Source organism: Alteribacillus bidgolensis, from assembly GCF_002886255.1.
GTDB lineage: Bacteria > Bacillota > Bacilli > Bacillales > Marinococcaceae > Alteribacillus > Alteribacillus bidgolensis.
Window position 1 is genome coordinate 2,424,730 of sequence record NZ_KZ614149.1, and the last position, 15,172, is coordinate 2,439,901.

Below are 15,172 nucleotides of genomic sequence, written 5' to 3' on the forward strand. Positions count from 1 at the left end.
TTACGTCCTTATAGGGCTCGTTTTATGACTGAAGAGGATACTATATCCAAAACATATCCGAATAAAAGAAAAATACAAGGTTTGGTAATAAAAAATATAAGAGAAAGTATTACGCCCTGCTCTTTATACATGTTCCCTTCTTACATCATGCCGCCCATACCTGCCATTTGCTGCTGCATTTGCCGAGCCTGCGCGTTGGCTTCTGCCATCGCTTGCTCCATTCGGGTAAATTGATCCCAGTAACGCTCTTCGGTTTTCTGCATCCGGCGTTCGAAGTTACTCATCCGATCATCAAGATTATTCATTTCACGCCCGATTGTAAATTGATCAGGAGAAGGCATAGCGGGACCACCAGCTCGTTCAGATATACTATCCATCGTATGATCAAGAGATTCCCGAACGCGTCGTGCCACCCCTTTTTCTTCATAGGACTCTCCATCTGCTGAAAATAACTGATACACCGCTTCAGAATCTTCCTGAATCGCTTGTTCTAATTCGGTTTCATCTACTTCCAGCTTTCCCCGGTCCATATAATTACTGGATGTCGTAATACCGATTTCGGTTAATTGCGAAAATGCTGCTCCCTCGCCAGTATCTACCTCATCGTACATATTCCGGCGCATCGTATCCAGCCCATTTGTCAATAGGTCATCACGGCGAAGATAGCCGCTTTGTGACCTCTCTTCCCATTGTTCTATTTCGGTTAAATTTTCATTAGAACTTATTGCCTGTTTCGCAGTTGTATTAGAACGGCGGATAATCCCATCAAAAATAGAATCACTAAAAGACTGATACTCCCGATTCATTTCACGGTATCCTTCCATTTCGTACTGCAATCTCAATGCATCTTGTTCCATTTTTACAAGCGGCTGCCGTTCTACCTGCATTAAATCCCGCACCTGCTGATTAATATCCATCCCAGAAGCAAACCCTGTTATTCTATTATCTATTTGCATGTCCGTACCTCCTGTAATAGAAAAAAGAGAGCCACCACTGTCTCTCTTTCTAGTTATCTATTTTTTATATCGGAAGCTTTCTACTACATTTAAAGTAAAAAAGAAAAAACAGCTCCTAAAAGGAACTGCTTGAGGACACTTATACTTTTTCATCGACTAAAATACCTACCTGCTCTAGCATTGACGCGACCATATCTAAAAACTTTTCAGGCGGAATCTCTCTGACCACTTCTTCGGTTTCACGTTCGAGCACCTGAACATAAATACGGTCCAAATCTTCATGCACATTAAATTTCAAATCCGTGTAGCTTGCTTCGAGCATTTTATTCATGCCGTCTGCCTGTTCCTGAAGTTCTTTTGGATCAAGCATGGCGGGCCGGTGATCTTTGGCGGCATGCTTAATTTCCTCTGTCATCGAACGCTCTAATGGCTTACCTTCGTTGACAGAACGAACAGTTTGGATACTGTCCCCATTAGAACCTGATATGGAAAAACCCATTTATCCTATCCTCCATTCCCTATAGGTTTTTACTTATATCGGTTAAACGAGAGAAATATTTAGATTATTATGTATTTTTAATGGAAATCGCCCGTTCCCGTACCATTTTACGAATACGGTTAATCGATACCCCGGTGGCATGACTTGTTTCGATCATTGTCGCCTCATGGGTTCCTTTTACATACTGCCTCACCTTGATATAATCCTCCCGATAGCTCGGAAAACAATCCGCACATAAGCCCGCCCCCATATTAGGCGTCAGTTTTCCGCAATTATCACACCAAACTTTATGATTTCCCTTCATGATCCTAACTCCTTCAAAAGCCTTCCCCGAAACGGAGAAGTGGAGTGCTTCTTAAACAGAAAAATCGACAGAACTGCCTTTGTGCGGTTCAGCCGCTTGTTGAACAGCTTTCGCACCAGAAGAGTCCAGCATTTTGTCCACAAATTCTCCTTGCTTTTCCCCTGTTTCCATCGCTTGCTTCATCACAGACATACTAGTGCTGCTTGACCTGGCCCTGGCTCGAGATTCTGTGCCAGACTAGGCGTTCCTTCTAAGCTAGAGCCTCTATATTGATTACTACTATTATCCGAGCAATTGTAGTACAGATTGTGGTTGTTGGTTTGCTTGAGCAAGCATGGACTGAGAAGCTTGGGAAAGAATGTTTGAACGAGTCATTTCCATCATTTCCGCAGCCATGTCAACGTCACGGATACGAGATTCCGCAGCTGATAAGTTCTCAGAAGAGTTGTCTAAGTTAGAGATCGTGTGTTCTAAACGGTTTTGAGTAGCACCAAGACTGGAACGTTGTGCAGAAACAGTTTCAATTGCATCATTTATTTTAGTGGTAGCAGCGTCAGCAGCTTTTTGAGATGAAATATCAATACCCCCAACATCAAATTCATCACCATCTGTTAAAGATACAGAGAATGTCACAAGAGTGTCTGTACCGTCTAACGATGTAAAGGTTGTACCATTACCCTTAGCAATGGTATTACCACTATCGTCCTTTAACGCACTATCTGCTGAATCATACGTATAAGCCCCAGCTTCTAAACCATCATTAGTGACTGTACCCTCTGCAGTAGCCGTACCAGAATCAATTTTTACAGTACCTGAATTAACGTCTTCATTAAATGTTAATGTATCATCACCAGTTGAAGCTACGAAATTTTTACCAACACCGTCATCACTAGTTGCTACTGTAACACCATCCTTATTAACAAGATCAAATTCGCCTGCAGTATCACTCTCTTGAACTGAATACGTCCCATCAGCAATGTCAGTATTAGTATCACCATTATCTGTTACAGCTGCTGTTTGCTCAATTTTTACATCGCCAGCCATTTCTAAGCTATACCCACGCATATCATCAATAGATAGGCTTAAGTTCTGACCTTCATTAGCACCAATTTGGAATTTTCCTTCAAAACCACCATCTAATAGATTTTGAGTGTTGAATTCTGTATTATCTCCAATTCGGCTTAACTCTTGAGACAACTGGTCCACTTCTTTTTGTAGTTCTTCACGGTCGACAGCTACATTTGTGTCATTGGCAGACTGAACGGAAAGTTCACGCATACGTTGAAGAATAGAGTGTGATTCATCAAGTGCACCTTCTGCAGTTTGAATCATGGAAATACCATCTTGTGCGTTACGGCTTGCTTGATCTAAACCATTAATTTGTGCACGCATCTTCTCAGAGATTGCAAGACCGGCTGCATCGTCCCCAGCTTTGTTAATACGCATACCTGAAGATAGTTTCTCCATTGAAGATTGCATGTTGTTTTGGTTAATACCCATTTGACGATGGGTGTTCAACGCCGGGATATTATTGTTAATAATCATACTAAAAATTCCTCCTTGAATGTATGTTTTACGTTCCGGTCCACGTCCTTGTGGGTGAAACGTTCGTATGTTTTTGGATATACCTGCAATCCTGTCGGCCGCCAGGGTGGTTTATCCTTTACATTTCTAATATCGGAGGATGGAGATGATTTGTTAAGTCTTTTTGCGTATTTCTTTTGGTAGATTTATAGATTTTTCTTTTTTCCTTTGCTTATTAGCTCAGTGGGGACTTTTTTTGAGTTCAGGCGTTCTTTTTTGGTTTCGGGAATCTTTTTGTTTGTCTGTTCCTTTTTGTCTTTTGTTAAAATTGTTGTCTTATCTTTTCAATCTTTTTACATATTTTTACAAAACATTTACTATTCTTTGTTTTTTTCTTGTGTATAATGAGGTCGATGAGTCTTTCTTACTTTTTTCACGAAAAATAAAAAGTGTTCACGGGTACATTTGCGCAGTTCTTCTGCACTTTTGATAAGGAAGGCTTTAAGGTAAGTTAATATTCTTAATGAGGGGGCTTTTTTGTGACAAGTTTTGCTTTTAGCGATAATTACTTGATTTCACCTAATACGATGGCCGTTTCTCCGTTTTTTGAAGAAGGGGGACAAAGCAGAATCTATGAGCGGAATAGAGACATTATGGTTGTTGGGGAGTCGGCGATGAACATTATATCAGAAGGATGTTTGCTTGGGGGAGCAAGTTATGATGGGCGAAGAGATGCAGTGAAATATCGAACGGACTTAAAATGTAAACTTCCTGTTCCCATGAACGTATTAAAGAGAATAGGGGCGATGCCGACCCATTCCCCGCGCACCGAGGAATGTCACTGGCTCTTTCCTTATCACATCAAGTCTATCAACCCTGATCATGATACAAAATTTCACTCGGAAGTTGTATTTCTGGACGGACAAACCTTGCGTGTTAATGTTTCTCCGTATAGTTTAAAGCTGCAGAAAATGAGAGCAACAGAAGCTTTTTCGATCTTTTTTTATGAAGATGCCCGGTAATGGTAAAGCTGATCTGTGTTTTATGTTTACAGATCAGCTTCCAGCTTTTCACTATGAAATCTTAACCCATCCTTCTTCAATCGCTCGTTTTATCGTGTGGGTGCGGTCATTTGCTTTCATTTTTTTCGTCAGATGGCTGACATGGTTGTTTACTGTAGCCACTGCGAGAAAGCATTCTTCTGCGATTTTGCGGTTGCTTTTTCCTTCGAGAATTTTTTCTAATATGCGTACTTCAGCGTCGGACAAAGTATTTCTTGCTTTTTCCATATCCAATTCAAGTTCCTTTGCTGGTTCGAGTACTTCCTGTTTATGAAGGGATCGGTATCTCTGAATCAAGTGAGGCTGGAACATCGGATCAATATAGACAAGAAAGGACTGTGAGCGCTGAAAATGATCCAGCCATTTTTTCCGCTCGCGATCGGCCGCTAGAATAATAGATACTTCTTTATGAATGAGTTCATCTAAAAGGTCCGCTTCCCCGCTTGGCAAATTGATCCCTAAGCGGAAGTAGCAATTGATGTTTTGCAGCTGATCGACCTTGTCGTATACCGTTTCTTTATCACACTGTGCATAATAAATGGTATCTTTTTTTAAACCATCTTCAAACAGTGTGAAAACCTGGGAGGGTTCTGCTGCGATGACCGTTTTGCCAATCGCCTCTCCCGCTTCTTCTAATAGACCATTTCCTTCCATATCCAAAAAAAGCGTGGGAAGTCTGTTCCCTGCATCCTTATGATGAGTTTTTGGCATTATGTATTCCTCCTGAAGTGACCTGAAAGTGTAGTTCTCGTCATAAGCGTTTTCTTCTCTTTACACTTTCACCACGCTACCCTTTATCTCTTTTTCTCTCTATTTATCTCCATAGGGCTACCCTTTATAATTTTAGTTATCTTTCTAAATCTTACCTGTAACTGAAAAAATAGGCAAGGAACAAGAGTACCTCTTGAATATAGTGAATTTTCCGTTCATTTTAATAGACTTAATTCTATAGTCCTAATTATAGAAATTTTGCCCACCAAAGAATTTATTTATTTAGAATATTTTATACTTTTTATAGGTCTTAAGACCAAAAAATAATCATTTGTTTCTTTTTTAATTTTTTTTCATTTGCTGGGACAATTTTTCTAATATGTCCAGGCTACCTGCTCCTACCGCTGCATTATTTTCCTTTTGGATATCGAGATAGATTTCTTTTCGGTGAATATCAATGTGCTTCGGTGCTTCGATCCCAATTTTCACTTGTTCGCCGTCTACTGCGATGATCTTCATTTCAATATCATCGCCGATTTGGATCGATTCATTGGTTTTCCGGGTTAGTACTAACATTAGCGGCCTCCCTTCTCGTTCTCGGCAGTTTGGGCTTGCTGCGGGAAAAGAGAGTGTTTCGTTTGATAGTCCGACTCGGTTAAAACAAATTGCTTGCCCTTGTTCTTGGACGCATTCAGAACGATTGGCGCCTGCAGGTTGGCGGTCGTTTTGTTAAACGGCTCTTCTAGTGTTAATACGGAAAAAATCGCCACATCCTCTTCTTTTTCAATGGCCAGCTGTTCAAGTACGCTATCTGATAATTTGACCTGGTAATCATTGAAAAAATGAAAAGGATTGGCGACCACAAATGCTAATTCCGGATTATTTACGGATTGAAGGATAAAAAAGATGTTGTCATTGCTAAAAGGAAGCAGCACAAATGCTGTTTCTTCTTCAAAAGCTGGCAGTCCTTGCTCAAATTGATAAATCTCTTCTTGCTGTATGTCGACTTCGCCAAGGTGTTTTGTTTGCAGTTTCACAGGTGGTGGCTCCTCCTTTATGTATAGTTATAACGTACGGTTCACTTGTTCTCCGCTCACATGAAATTGAATGCTGGGTTTTTGTTTTAAATAATGCTTAATCTCCCAGCGCGGAATGTTTATTTCCGGGTCATTTTTTTGTACGTTAATCTCTGTTTCTGCTCGTTCGACTTGAAACGAGAGATCGCCTGGTGCTACGTCAAACTTTACTTTGAAAGCATTTTCTGGTGTAAAGCCGAATTCGGTTTGTTTTTCTATCAGCTTGCCGTTTTCTTTTGCAATCGCAGCTTGGCTTTTCCGCCTCCGCCATTGTTTTCTATCGCCTTAAGCTGTTCGCCTTCTCGTGCTTTTTTGGCCGTATATTCCGTTGCGGTTTGGTTTGCTTTTTGCGCAAATTGCTTCGTTTTCTGCAGAGGAGAAATCAAATTCGCATCTGCAAAGGCTTCGGATTGATCAATATTCACTTTCGCCGCTTTCGTAGAAATTTCAACGGTGTCGGTGAGATTTTGGTTTATCTCGGTATCTGCCGGGGGCTGGCTGATTTCGAACGGCGGTCTTGATGATTTTATTCCAAGTTCTGCGTTAGTTGTTGTAATTTCTACGATTGGCATGTTCATTAGCAGCCCCCCTTAGGCAGTTTTGTTTAAGGTTGAAGTATTTTTCATTTGTTTTTATCGTAAAAAGTCCATTAATGTTGGCTGTATAATACGAGCTCCAGCACCCAGTGCAGCACGGTGTACATTTTCCTGGCTCATGAGATCAATCATTACTTTTTCCATATCCGCGTCTTCATTATCAGAAAGAATGCGTTCTGCGATCACTTCCTGATTACTTAAGCGGTCATCAATCATTTCGACCCGGTTTAAACGCGCTCCTATTTCTGCACGCTCGTTGACCATGCTGTCAATGTGAGTGTCGATCATATCAATAAATTCCGTGAGCACTTTTCCATCAGAATCCGGATCTTCTAATGCTTGTTCGAGCCGTTTCATGTCACCAAACAGCGCACTGTTAAAAACGTTTTGCGGCTTGGAGTTTACGGGAATATTAACCCCTTTTAACAGCTCAATTTCCACGTCGCCTGTATTAGTCGATACGGCGTCATTTCTGGAAAGGACGATATCATTTTTTTCCAGATTGTCCTCTACTTCTTCCGTATTGGAATGAGTAATACTTTCTATTTGACTATCCTCATTTGTTCCATCATACGTGAGTCCCATTGTTTCTCCGTTTCCATTTTCAAATACAGCAGTATTTCCATCTGTTTCAGAAAATTGATAAACGCTGCCCTCATACGCAATTTGGTGCTTTAACAGCTCTTGTTCGTCCAATGTTGATAAACCGTCTGGGTCAAGCTGAAAATAATCATCATTTACTGGGACTCTGGTTGTATTGGAGCCGTTAAAAATATATTTGTTATTTGATTTCGTGTTCGCCATAGATACGAGGTGCTCAAATAGCTGGGATACCTCTTTAGCAATATTGGAGCGCTGGCCTTCTTCATACGAATCATTCGCCGCTTGTGTGGTTAATTCGCGCACACGCTGCAAAGCCTGGGTTGATTTATCGAGAGCTTCATCGGTTGACTCCATCCAATTAAAGACTTCGCTTGAATTCCGCTGAAACTGTTCGACCTCGACCGTCTGCGTACGGTAGCGCATCCCGTTCATCGCCACCACCGGGGCCTCGGAAGCACGTGAAATTTTTTTCCCGGTAGATAGCTGATCCTGCAGTTTTCCTAAATGATCATAGCTTTGACTTAAGTGGCGGAGCGAGTTATGGGCCAGCATCGATTGGGTTACCCGCATCATTTTTCACCTTCCATTCCGATATATTCTATCTACCTTCCAACAACACCCATGTTGTTAATAATACGATCCAGCATTTCATCAATCATTGTAATGTTTCGTGCGGAGGCATTGTACGCATGCTGAAACTGGATCATGTTGGTCATTTCTTCATCGAGAGAAACACTGCTTACTTCTTGACGGCGGTTATTCACGTTTTCACGCAAGTTATCGGTATTGTGCATTTTCTGCTGGGCTTCATCGGTGTCCACCGCCATTTCCCCAATTACTCCCTGGTAGTAGCTTTGCACATTGGTTGTGCTTTCGCCGTCAAAATCGAGGTTCGCATCTTTTACATTAGCGAGATTCAGGGCATTGGAGCCGTCTCCCGCAAACGCTTGTGGTCCGGTTCCATTGATAATCGGTTCGTCATAAGACCAAACTGTTCCGTCTTCTGGATCGTCGAGGCCTTCCACATTGATGGTCAAACCATCTACTGTTTCTGAACCTTCTTCTATATCTTCCCATTGTTCTGCTTCGTCTGTCCCCACTAAAGAATATTGCCAGCCATCCTCATCAGTATATCGGACCTGCAGTTCTTTTGGTCCATCTTCCTCATACTTGCCAGAAAGCGTCGGGCCTGCCTGGTCTTGACTTCCTTCTTTCACCGTCAGTGTCAATTCAGTTGGAGAGGAAGCGGCTATGTTGTCTAAGTCCTCTTCTATGTCTTCATGTACTTGAAGAGCGCTGGCATATCCTTTTTGTTCTTCTGTTCCATCGAAAGCGAAAAATGGAATCGAGCTGCCTTTTTCTCCGCTGTTTATGTCACGTAAATTCCAGCCGCTCTCATGGACCTCATTAAATTTATCTGTAAACGTTTTGACCATGTTATCGAGGTCGTCAATTAATCCTGGATAGGTTCCTTTCGTTGTGTCATCTTCTTCTGTTTGATATCCAAAAGATTCTACGAGCGCTTTTAACTTCCCTGGAGACTGCAGGAAGGAGACATCAGGTGAATCGTCTTCTTCTACCAGCTCCTCGCCGTTATCGGCATACCAATCAAATGATGCGCTCGAAATATACGTGTGCTGGCCGTCCTCTTCATCTTCTAAGCTGAGCTCTTTGAAGTCTTTATTTTCGCCGTCTACTAGGGTTGTGAGGCGGTTGCCTTCTTCATCGGTCATGAATACATTGACCGTGCCTTCTGCCGCATCAAGGGCGTGGCCTTTTGTTTCATTTCGCTGTACGTCAATGTTTACTAAACTGGAAATTTCATCCAGGAGACGGCCGCGTTCATCATACATATCATTTGGCATTTGTTTGTGCGGCTCGACACGGCCGATCTCTTTGTTTACATCATTAATTTGGCTTAGGATCGAATTGATTTGGCTTGCGGTTGTTTTCAGCTCTTCTCCTACATCTTTTTTATTCGATTGCAGAGAGTCTGACACGTAATTAAATGTTTCCGCTAGAGCCATGCCGCGCTGGCGCACAACAGAGCGGGCCCCGGAATCTTCTGGGTTCACCGATAAATCCTGCAGCGCATTCCAAAATTCATCCATCGTCGTCGCAATGCCTTCCTTTGATGGCTCGTTCATCAAGTCTTCTATTCTTTCTAACGAATCGTAACGTGTTTCCCAGTAACTGGCCTGCGCATTTTCGCCGCGGTATTGAATATCAAGATAGTTTTCCCGTACGCGTTGAATAAAGTCCGCTTCTACCCCGGTCCCGATTTGTCCGGGCGTCCGCGGAGCGTTCCTTGCTGCATTCGGATATGGCTCTGTCTGCGCAAAGTTCACGCGCTGGCGGGTGTAGCCTTCTGTATTAGCGTTTGAAATATTGTGACCGGTTGTATGCAATGCGGCTTGCTGCGTATTCATGCCGCGCCGCGCTGTTTCTAGTCCATGAAAAGTAGAAGACATGGCTTCTCCTCCTGTTTCGTATTTTTAAGCTTTCGAATCAAAAATAGAGTATCTTTGATGCTGGTCGTTTTCTGAGCTGTCTGGATGGGTATAATGAACGGCTTCTGGGTCGGGCTGAATCATGTCCATCGTCATTTGTACAAAATGAAGCGAATCTTCGACTAATGTACGATTGAGTGCTTCTTTTTTGCGCAAATTACCCATCTCCTGCAGCAGGCTTTCCTGCAATTTGATTAAAGGTTCATGATAGCTTACGGGCAAATGTTTTAACAGGACACTGACAGTGCCTTCTGCTTTCGTTTCGCCTTTACTGTTTAAATATTGATGCACCGCATCCTGCCTGTCTTTTTCCTTTTTTTCTATCGTTCGTATATGTTTGCTTTCTTTTTTTAAAAGAATGGCCAGTTTTTTTGTATCGTTTGCTTTAATTAACTCTGTTTTTTCAGCAGATATTACATTTAATTCTTTATGCTGCCTAACGAGCAGGGCCATGGCTTCAAAAATGGTTTTGACGGACATAACGTTCCCCGCTTTCTTTTTTCCATAGAAGATGGCTGCTCCCCGAAGAATCTTCTTCCTGATTCTTTTTGGAGCATCCTGCTTCTGTCTTTATTTTCCGGACCAAAAATCAATAAATTTTTTCGCCGCTTCTTTTGGATCGACCTGATAGGTGCCCGATTCTACTTTCTGTTTCAAAGCGTCTATTTTCTCCTGACGAGCTGTGTCGATTTCCCCTTGCTGCATTTGTTTTGCCGTGCTGGAAATTTCTACTTTATCACGCTCGTTTTTAGGTGATTCCGTTTTATCTGCGTGCTGCGGTGCTGTTTGTTTGTTATATGGATTGTTCATTGGTCCGAGAGGATTTATTTTCAACACATTCACCTCCCAAAATTGTCGCTTTCTTTCTATTATATCGGAAAGATAATGCTCCATTTAACTCGTGCTAAGGTCTCATTTTAGACGGTCATTTAAAGAATGATAGGCAGTGTAACGTGATCGTTCTTCTTCTTTAACACGCTCTTCCCGTTCTTTTTCCCTCTTCTCCGCTTGTATGCCGCTTTCTATGCTGCCTTTACAGCTTTTGCAAATGCGGCCTTCACTAATGTCTTTTCCGCATGATTCACATGGATATTCGAGATTTGGAAATTGATTCAAGTGAAGGCGGCCTTCTTTAATAAACCGGGTAATGTCTTCGCGCTCAACCCTGGTGCCTTTCACAACTTCCATCATGGTGGCGGAACGATTTTCTCGTTTTCGGATAAAAGTATATACGGTTTGAAATTTTTCTTCAATCGCACGATGACAATCGTTGCATACCGGTCGTAGTGATTTCACAAACAATGTACCGCAGCGGGGGCAATTTTCTAAATTTTGCATACCATGTCCCTCCATTATCCTCTTGCTAATGTGATAGCGCAAACGCTTTTTGCGCCGTGCTCTTTTAAAAGCTTGGACGCTTTACGTAACGTAGTCCCTGTAGTATAAATATCGTCCAAAAGAATAATATTTTTACTGTTTACAGAAAGTTCTAAGTCAGAAGATAGTTGAAATGGGTTTTCTTTGGATGAAAGACGTTCTCGGCGCGACTTTTTGCTTTGTTTTTCTTCATGGATGGTTCGTTCTAATATAGGTGAAACGGCAGGAACGTGTGAGGATTTTCGTGTAAAAAGCTGCCACTTTTCATAGAAAGCAAGCGGCTCGTTGGTAAAATCAGCGAGCAGCTCTGACTGATTAAACCCCCGTTCTTGCAAGCGTTTGGAACTTAGCGGAATAGGGACAGGAATATAATCCGTATAATGGTGAAGATAAAACTTCCGGATATTTTCGCGAAAAATAAGAGCCAAAACCGCATCGCCGCGATATTTCCACTGTGCAATGATTTCTTGCATGATGTCATTGTAACGGTAAAGCGAACGATTATGATCAAGGATGCCCTGCCAATCCGGGTCACTTTCCCATCGCTTGCAATCCTCACATACTTCATTTACTGGTTGGGGACGGCTGCATATGTTACAGCTCGGTCCAGCTAGCTTCAAGCTGATTTTCACAGCTTTCACACAACAAGGAAGGAGGAAAAAGCGGTAAAAGAGTGCTCCAGCTTGGCAGTTCATCTTTTGGCTCTCCGCAGAAAATACAATCCGCACCGCTGTCAGCGATGCTTGCTTTTAACATAAGTATTCTCCTCCCCATTAGCTGGAGCTTTATTCATGGTTAAAATATGACGGCGGGCTGCCAGCATAGCGTTTGTTTTGCCAACATGAAAAAATACGACATCTCCATCGGGCTGATCTTTACTTCGCCCCACCCGTCCTGCAATCTGAACGAGCGCACTTTCTGTAAAAATATCTTCTTCTGCACCAAACACCGCTGCTTCTGCTCCAGGGACCGTCACTCCGCGCTCTAAAATCGTCGTTGTCACAAGCAGCGGACATGTGCCTTTTCGAAAAGCTGCCACTTTTGAAAGCCGGTCTTCATCGGCACTATGTACGCCTTCAACAGAAGAATGATATTTTTTTAGAATAGCAGTGATAGTTTCTAACACTTGGACAGACGGAACAAATAAAAAAGCTGGCGTTTGGCTTAAGATATGTTTTTCACACCACGCTTGCACCGGCTTAGGAAGATGGCCTTTTTGGAGTCGTTTTTTCCACGGCCCGTACCACTGAAAACGCGGAACTGGCAGCGGATAACCGTGATAACGACGAGGAATTTTCGTTACGGGAAGGGTGTGTTTTTGTACACGCTTTTGCAGCGTATTGGTTGGCGTCGCGGTGAGATAAATCGTGGCGGCATCTTTCTTTTTCCTTTTTGGACAGCTTGCACAAGTGATGTCTCTGCCGTATACGGAAACGCATCAACTTCATCAATAATGACGGTGTCAAAAGCATCCGCAAAGCGCATCGTTTGATGGGTAGTCGCAATGACAAGCTGTGCGAGAATCTGTTTTTCTTCACTTTTGCCGTAAAGTCCAGCGATGATGGCTTCGGGGAAAACATGTCTGAATCGGGGAAGCAGTTCTAAGACGACATCGGTGCGCGGAGTGGCAAGCAATACACGCTGGCCGCTTTGAAGCGCTGTTTCGATTCCGGGAAATAAAATCTCTGTTTTACCTGCGCCGCACACCGCCCAAACAAGCAGCTCGTCTTTCTCCTTTATCGTTTGTATGATCGTCTCTGTGGCCCGTTTTTGACCTTTTGAAAAAATGCCGTCCCAATGAAGTGAGATGTGCGGCGAAAAGGAGGACGGCGGTCCATTCCAGCGAAAAAGAGCCGAACACGTACTGATTCTTCCCATCATGATGCAATGCCTGCAGTAAGCGCAGTCTTTCTGGCAGCGCGCACAGAAAAATACGCCGAACCGTGCTGGGTCAGAGTTGTGACAGCGCCGGCATTTGTATCCGTTTTTTGTAGGATGCAATCCTGCGCGGACCGTAACTAATCCTGCTCGTAAAAATGGATTCAGCTCCTCCCAGGTGCATTGGATTTCTTCTAACAGCAGTTCTTTTCCATATAAAATGCTTTGTAAGGATGGGGTATTTTCTGATTCAAGGGCAGGCTGCGGAGGATGAGGTAAGTCAGGAAGGCTGATGATGACATCTGGACCGTGCTGAATGACGTCCTTTTCTTCAACACAGATCTCCGGAAGGCATACCGGCTCGGTTTTATCCGGTAAAAGAACATGACAATAACGCATAGGCAACGCTCCTGTCTACTATATCGTTTTGAATTAAAGGGGAAAATCAGCTGGCCGGGCAGAAGGAAGGATAAACCCGGCCAGATTTATTAGAAGGGAATTACATTTTGCACCAGCCAATACCAAGGCTGCCTTCGCCAAGATGCGTACCGATGACGGCTCCAAAATAACTGACATCGATCACCGCATGAGGATATTTTTCCGAAAGCTGCTCTTTTATGGCTTCCGCTTTGTCCGGGCGGTTAGCATGTATTACCGTTGCCCTTATTGACGATTCCTTTTTCGCATCTTCATCGAACAGTTGGAACACCCGGTTTAATGCTTTTTTCTCCGTACGAACTTTTTCAAACGGCACGATTTGTTTGTTTTCAAAATGAAGAATCGGTTTAATTTGCAGCAAACTTCCGACCAAAGCCTGTGCTCCGGTTAAACGGCCGCCGCGATGAAGATGGTTAAGGTTGTCCACCATAAAATACGCACGTGTACTTTGTTTCATGTCCTCGAGCCGGTCTAAAATCGTATCCACCGTTTCTCCATCTCTCGCCATCCGGGCGGCTTCAATCACATAATACCCCTGCGGCATACAGCTGATTTCTGAATCAAAACCGTACACTTGTACACCTTCGATTTGTTCTCCAGCTGTCAGCGCTGTTTGATACGTACCGCTGATGCTGCTTGATAAATGAATCGTAATGATTTCTTCATAGTCTTTCGCCAGTTTCTCAAAGGTATCCACAAACTTCCCTAAAGGCGGCTGGGACGTCGTCGGCAGCTCCTCTGTCTGTTTTAATTTATCGTAAAAATCGGCCGCCGACAATTCCGTCTCTTCTTCATATGCCTCATTTCCAAAAACGACGCTAAGCGGTACCACGGTAATATTTTCTTTTTCCGTTACCTCCGCTGGAAGATAAGCAGTGCTGTCTGTGACAATCACGATTTTCGCCATAGCTGTATCCTCTCTTCTATCTCTATTAATAGATATTCTTCTTTAATCATAAGTGGTGGAACAAGCTTCTGCAAGAGAATTATGAGAAGAAATACAGTGTGATGCGGCGTGTATGAATTGGGTTTTGGTTATGGGCAAAGTTTGGGCGGTTATGAGCGAAGTGCAGCAGGTATGAGCCGGTTTTTCGAACATATGAGCCAGTTTCTGGTGTTTATGCAAATGTAGGAGGTTTTGGTGAGATTATGTGCTGTTTGGATGAAGATTTGAGCAGCGTTCTGTTTGGAATGCGTGCATGAATGGATTTATGAGTTTTTTTGATCGGTTTAGGAACCACGGTTACTCTGGATAGTTGAGTAGGGAATGAATTAATTTCTCTGATATATGGAGTGCTTTTCATCATTTATGCTCTGCTTTATTGAACTTATTTGTCCAACGCAGCTCTTATTTTATCGTTGTTGGGGTCTGGCCTTCCATTCTATGGGTGTGTATATTGTTATGAGCCACTTTTTAGATTATTGATGTTTTTTCTTTCAAATATGCTGCATTATTCTTTTTATATGTCCCCATTTTTTACTTTATTCGTAAAACTTTACTCCTCGGATTTATGTAGCACTTCCCCTTCTTTATGTGCCGCTTTTTTATACTTATCTACCATATTCCATCATTTATGAACCGCTTCTACGACTTCTCGATCTGCAGCTCCCGGACCCTCTAAGTATGCTGATTTATGCT

The 15,172-nt window shown here is 42.7% G+C and carries 20 protein-coding genes; 1 reads left to right on the forward strand and 19 read right to left on the reverse strand.

Going from position 1 to position 15,172, the window contains the following annotated elements; genetic code table 11:
- Positions 1-140: 140 nt before the first annotated feature.
- The 5 genes from fliD to CEF16_RS12155 all read right to left on the reverse strand — a co-directional run bounded on the left by fliD (position 141) and on the right by CEF16_RS12155 (position 3,304).
- Positions 141-956: a flagellar filament capping protein FliD gene (fliD, locus tag CEF16_RS12135; RefSeq protein ID WP_091580916.1), complete on the reverse strand. Its 816-nt coding sequence runs from the start codon at positions 954-956 to the stop codon at positions 141-143.
- 139 nt (positions 957-1,095) lie between these two features.
- Positions 1,096-1,455, reverse strand: a complete 360-nt coding sequence (locus tag CEF16_RS12140; protein WP_091580913.1) for a flagellar protein FlaG — start codon at positions 1,453-1,455, stop codon at positions 1,096-1,098.
- 67 nt (positions 1,456-1,522) lie between these two features.
- Positions 1,523-1,648 (reverse strand): hypothetical protein, encoded by a 126-nt coding sequence (locus CEF16_RS24880; protein ID WP_281259170.1) that lies wholly within the window; start codon positions 1,646-1,648, stop codon positions 1,523-1,525.
- A 162-nt stretch (positions 1,649-1,810) separates the two neighbouring features.
- The gene (locus tag CEF16_RS12150) at positions 1,811-1,951 is read right to left on the reverse strand and encodes a putative motility protein (protein WP_091580908.1); all 141 of its coding nucleotides are present in this window, start codon (positions 1,949-1,951) and stop codon (positions 1,811-1,813) included.
- A gap of 90 nt (positions 1,952-2,041) precedes the next feature.
- Positions 2,042-3,304, reverse strand: coding sequence for a flagellin N-terminal helical domain-containing protein (locus CEF16_RS12155; RefSeq protein WP_091580905.1), 1,263 nt, complete (start codon positions 3,302-3,304; stop codon positions 2,042-2,044).
- A 518-nt stretch (positions 3,305-3,822) separates the two neighbouring features.
- On the opposite strand from CEF16_RS12155, the gene CEF16_RS12160 reads away from it, so the two are divergent.
- Positions 3,823-4,305, forward strand: coding sequence for a competence protein ComK (locus tag CEF16_RS12160; RefSeq protein WP_091580903.1), 483 nt, complete (start codon positions 3,823-3,825; stop codon positions 4,303-4,305).
- 51 nt (positions 4,306-4,356) lie between these two features.
- On the opposite strand, the gene CEF16_RS12165 is transcribed toward CEF16_RS12160, so the two are convergent.
- From CEF16_RS12165 to CEF16_RS12225, 14 genes are all read right to left on the reverse strand, one after another.
- On the reverse strand, positions 4,357-5,055 hold the full coding sequence (locus CEF16_RS12165) for a LuxR C-terminal-related transcriptional regulator (protein WP_096241748.1): 699 nt from the start codon (positions 5,053-5,055) through the stop codon (positions 4,357-4,359).
- 342 nt (positions 5,056-5,397) lie between these two features.
- The gene (gene csrA / locus CEF16_RS12170; protein WP_091580898.1) at positions 5,398-5,631 is read right to left on the reverse strand and encodes a carbon storage regulator CsrA; all 234 of its coding nucleotides are present in this window, start codon (positions 5,629-5,631) and stop codon (positions 5,398-5,400) included.
- Positions 5,631-6,092 (reverse strand): flagellar assembly protein FliW, encoded by a 462-nt coding sequence (gene fliW / locus CEF16_RS12175; RefSeq protein WP_091580895.1) that lies wholly within the window; start codon positions 6,090-6,092, stop codon positions 5,631-5,633. The genes csrA and fliW overlap by 1 nt, the downstream gene beginning before the upstream one ends.
- Before the next feature lie 27 nt (positions 6,093-6,119).
- Positions 6,120-6,374 carry a DUF6470 family protein gene (locus tag CEF16_RS25315; protein WP_425428023.1) on the reverse strand — a complete coding sequence of 85 codons (255 nt, stop codon included), beginning with the start codon at positions 6,372-6,374 and terminating at the stop codon, positions 6,120-6,122.
- Positions 6,350-6,709 (reverse strand): DUF6470 family protein, encoded by a 360-nt coding sequence (locus CEF16_RS12180; RefSeq protein WP_091580893.1) that lies wholly within the window; start codon positions 6,707-6,709, stop codon positions 6,350-6,352. The genes CEF16_RS25315 and CEF16_RS12180 overlap by 25 nt, the downstream gene beginning before the upstream one ends.
- A gap of 54 nt (positions 6,710-6,763) precedes the next feature.
- On the reverse strand, positions 6,764-7,903 hold the full coding sequence (flgL, locus tag CEF16_RS12185) for a flagellar hook-associated protein FlgL (protein ID WP_245917850.1): 1,140 nt from the start codon (positions 7,901-7,903) through the stop codon (positions 6,764-6,766).
- A 29-nt stretch (positions 7,904-7,932) separates the two neighbouring features.
- On the reverse strand, positions 7,933-9,801 hold the full coding sequence (flgK, locus tag CEF16_RS12190; RefSeq protein WP_091580890.1) for a flagellar hook-associated protein FlgK: 1,869 nt from the start codon (positions 9,799-9,801) through the stop codon (positions 7,933-7,935).
- 24 nt (positions 9,802-9,825) lie between these two features.
- Positions 9,826-10,320 carry a flagellar protein FlgN gene (locus tag CEF16_RS12195; RefSeq protein ID WP_091580887.1) on the reverse strand — a complete coding sequence of 165 codons (495 nt, stop codon included), beginning with the start codon at positions 10,318-10,320 and terminating at the stop codon, positions 9,826-9,828.
- A gap of 90 nt (positions 10,321-10,410) precedes the next feature.
- Positions 10,411-10,674, reverse strand: coding sequence for a flagellar biosynthesis anti-sigma factor FlgM (gene flgM / locus CEF16_RS12200; RefSeq protein WP_281259171.1), 264 nt, complete (start codon positions 10,672-10,674; stop codon positions 10,411-10,413).
- A 78-nt stretch (positions 10,675-10,752) separates the two neighbouring features.
- Positions 10,753-11,178 carry a TIGR03826 family flagellar region protein gene (locus CEF16_RS12205; RefSeq protein WP_091580885.1) on the reverse strand — a complete coding sequence of 142 codons (426 nt, stop codon included), beginning with the start codon at positions 11,176-11,178 and terminating at the stop codon, positions 10,753-10,755.
- Between the two features lie 14 nt (positions 11,179-11,192).
- Complete coding sequence (locus tag CEF16_RS12210; RefSeq protein ID WP_091580883.1) at positions 11,193-11,912, reverse strand: ComF family protein; 720 nt, start codon at positions 11,910-11,912, stop codon at positions 11,193-11,195.
- 38 nt (positions 11,913-11,950) lie between these two features.
- Positions 11,951-12,412: a helicase-related protein gene (locus CEF16_RS12215; protein ID WP_170031881.1), complete on the reverse strand. Its 462-nt coding sequence runs from the start codon at positions 12,410-12,412 to the stop codon at positions 11,951-11,953.
- 104 nt (positions 12,413-12,516) lie between these two features.
- Complete coding sequence (locus CEF16_RS12220) at positions 12,517-13,494, reverse strand: DEAD/DEAH box helicase family protein (RefSeq protein ID WP_091580878.1); 978 nt, start codon at positions 13,492-13,494, stop codon at positions 12,517-12,519.
- A gap of 100 nt (positions 13,495-13,594) precedes the next feature.
- Positions 13,595-14,440 (reverse strand): DegV family protein, encoded by an 846-nt coding sequence (locus CEF16_RS12225; protein WP_091580875.1) that lies wholly within the window; start codon positions 14,438-14,440, stop codon positions 13,595-13,597.
- Positions 14,441-15,172 lie beyond the last annotated feature (732 nt).

Bases quoted from the DNA above. Each gene is read 5' to 3' on its own strand.
- fliD (WP_091580916.1), bottom strand. From the start codon at position 956: ATGCAAATAGATAATAGAATAACAGGGTTTGCTTCTGGGATGGATATT.
- CEF16_RS12140 (WP_091580913.1), bottom strand. From the start codon at position 1,455: ATGGGTTTTTCCATATCAGGTTCTAATGGGGACAGTATCCAAACTGTT.
- CEF16_RS12150 (WP_091580908.1), bottom strand. From the start codon at position 1,951: ATGTCTGTGATGAAGCAAGCGATGGAAACAGGGGAAAAGCAAGGAGAA.
- CEF16_RS12155 (WP_091580905.1), bottom strand. From the start codon at position 3,304: ATGATTATTAACAATAATATCCCGGCGTTGAACACCCATCGTCAAATG.
- CEF16_RS12165 (WP_096241748.1), bottom strand. From the start codon at position 5,055: ATGCCAAAAACTCATCATAAGGATGCAGGGAACAGACTTCCCACGCTT.
- csrA (WP_091580898.1), bottom strand. From the start codon at position 5,631: ATGTTAGTACTAACCCGGAAAACCAATGAATCGATCCAAATCGGCGAT.
- CEF16_RS12180 (WP_091580893.1), bottom strand. From the start codon at position 6,709: ATGAACATGCCAATCGTAGAAATTACAACAACTAACGCAGAACTTGGA.
- flgL (WP_245917850.1), bottom strand. From the start codon at position 7,903: ATGATGCGGGTAACCCAATCGATGCTGGCCCATAACTCGCTCCGCCAC.
- flgK (WP_091580890.1), bottom strand. From the start codon at position 9,801: ATGTCTTCTACTTTTCATGGACTAGAAACAGCGCGGCGCGGCATGAAT.
- CEF16_RS12195 (WP_091580887.1), bottom strand. From the start codon at position 10,320: ATGTCCGTCAAAACCATTTTTGAAGCCATGGCCCTGCTCGTTAGGCAG.
- CEF16_RS12205 (WP_091580885.1), bottom strand. From the start codon at position 11,178: ATGCAAAATTTAGAAAATTGCCCCCGCTGCGGTACATTGTTTGTGAAA.
- CEF16_RS12210 (WP_091580883.1), bottom strand. From the start codon at position 11,912: ATGAACTGCCAAGCTGGAGCACTCTTTTACCGCTTTTTCCTCCTTCCT.
- CEF16_RS12220 (WP_091580878.1), bottom strand. From the start codon at position 13,494: ATGCGTTATTGTCATGTTCTTTTACCGGATAAAACCGAGCCGGTATGC.
- CEF16_RS12225 (WP_091580875.1), bottom strand. From the start codon at position 14,440: ATGGCGAAAATCGTGATTGTCACAGACAGCACTGCTTATCTTCCAGCG.